Source organism: Campylobacter concisus (assembly GCF_002913045.1).
In the GTDB taxonomy this organism is placed as follows: domain Bacteria; phylum Campylobacterota; class Campylobacteria; order Campylobacterales; family Campylobacteraceae; genus Campylobacter_A; species Campylobacter_A concisus_AP.
In genome coordinates this window covers 1-518 of the sequence record NZ_PPAF01000007.1, presented here as the reverse complement: position 1 = coordinate 518, position 518 = coordinate 1, and the positions used below count along the sequence as shown (strand labels likewise).

The 518-nt window shown below is 41.3% G+C and carries 1 pseudogene; it reads left to right on the top strand.

What is annotated here, in order from left to right:
• Positions 1–97 precede the first annotated feature (97 nt).
• Positions 98–518 (top strand): annotated as a pseudogene (locus tag CYP43_RS01205) (HEAT repeat domain-containing protein); the annotation flags it as partial.

Sequence of the window (518 nt, the reverse complement as noted above, 5' to 3'; positions counted from 1 at the left end):
GGCTAAGCCCTATCTAAACGAATGCGTTGGTTCAAATTTCACAAGTGCTTACAAAGATGCCTGCAAAGCCAAACTTGAGATGACAAAGTAAAATTTAGTGCCAAATTTACATGATCTTGAAAAAGAATATCTGGAGTTAGAAAAAGAGAATTTCCCAGATGGCAAAAGGATCAAATTTATAGCAAATTTAGGCGCTAGTAGCGAGCTAGCATATCACTATGAGCTCATTTGCAAAGCGTGGCAAGAGGGCTGGCAGCTAAATTTAGAAAGCAGCTTTGATAGGCATGGAGGCGCTGGGCTGGAGTTTTTGTTTGAGCGCTTAGCCAAAAAGAGCGATCAAAAACTAAAAATAGAAACCATCTATCTTATAGCGCAAATCCTCACTAAATCTAAGCATAGAGATTTTTACACCGCGTTTTGTGACCGCCTTATCCCTCAAATCACCTCTTTTTCGGAGACAAATGATGCCTTTCGCCGCAAGCTTATAATAGCGCTTGGCTGGGTTGGCACGTTAGAGC